A 1012-nucleotide genomic window follows, 5' to 3' on the forward strand; every position below is an offset into this window, starting at 1 on the left:
TCGGCCTCAAGGAGCTGCCATGACGGACACCCGCCCCACCCCGCTCCTCGTCCTGGACGTCGTCGGCCTCACCCCCCGTCTCCTCGACCACATGCCGCACCTCAAAGCGCTCGGCCAGTCCGGCTCCCGCGCGCCCCTCGGCACCGTCCTGCCCGCCGTCACCTGCGCCGCCCAGTCCACCTTCCTGACCGGCACCATGCCCTCCGAGCACGGCATCGTCGGCAACGGCTGGTACTTCCGCGAACTCGGCGACGTCCTGCTGTGGCGCCAGCACAACGGCCTCGTCTCCGGCGACAAACTCTGGGACGCCGCCCGCCGCGCCCACCCCGGCTACACCGTCGCCAACATCTGCTGGTGGTACGCCATGGGCGCCGACACCGACATCACCGTCACCCCCCGCCCCGTCTACTACGCCGACGGCCGCAAAGAGCCCGACTGCTACACCCGGCCCCCGGCCCTGCACGACGAACTCACCGACAAACTCGGCACGTTCCCCCTCTTCCACTTCTGGGGCCCCGGCGCCGACATCGTCTCCAGCCAGTGGATCATCGACGCGACCCGCCACGTCATGGCCACCCGCCACCCCGACCTGACCCTGTGCTACCTCCCTCACCTCGACTACGACCTGCAACGCTTCGGCCCCGACGACCCCCGCGCCCACCGGGCCGCCGCCGAACTCGACACGGCCCTCGCCCCGCTCCTGGACGACGCCAAGGCCGAGGGACGCACCGTCGTCGCCCTGTCCGAGTACGGCATCACCCGCGCCGACCGCCCCGTCGACATCAACCGCACCCTGCGCCGCGCCGGCCTGTTGGAGGTGCACACGCAGGACGGCATGGAGTACCTCGACCCGATGGCCTCCCGCGCCTTCGCCGTCGCCGACCACCAGATCGCCCACGTCTACGTGCGCCGCCCCGAGGACCTCGACGCCACCCGCGCCGCCCTCGCCGACCTGCCCGGCATCGAACGCCTCCTCGACGACCAGGGCAAGAAGGAACACCACCTCGACCAC

The 1012-nt window shown here is 71.6% G+C and carries 1 protein-coding gene; it reads left to right on the top strand.

What is annotated here, in order from left to right; translation table 11 throughout:
- Positions 1 to 19: 19 nt before the first annotated feature.
- Positions 20 to 1012, top strand: a 993-nt coding sequence (locus ABZ877_RS39680; protein WP_361081593.1) for a nucleotide pyrophosphatase/phosphodiesterase family protein, incomplete at its 3' end; no start/stop codon positions are given.

Origin of the sequence: Streptomyces sp. NPDC046939 (assembly GCF_040644575.1) — a bacterium.
GTDB lineage: Bacteria > Actinomycetota > Actinomycetes > Streptomycetales > Streptomycetaceae > Streptomyces.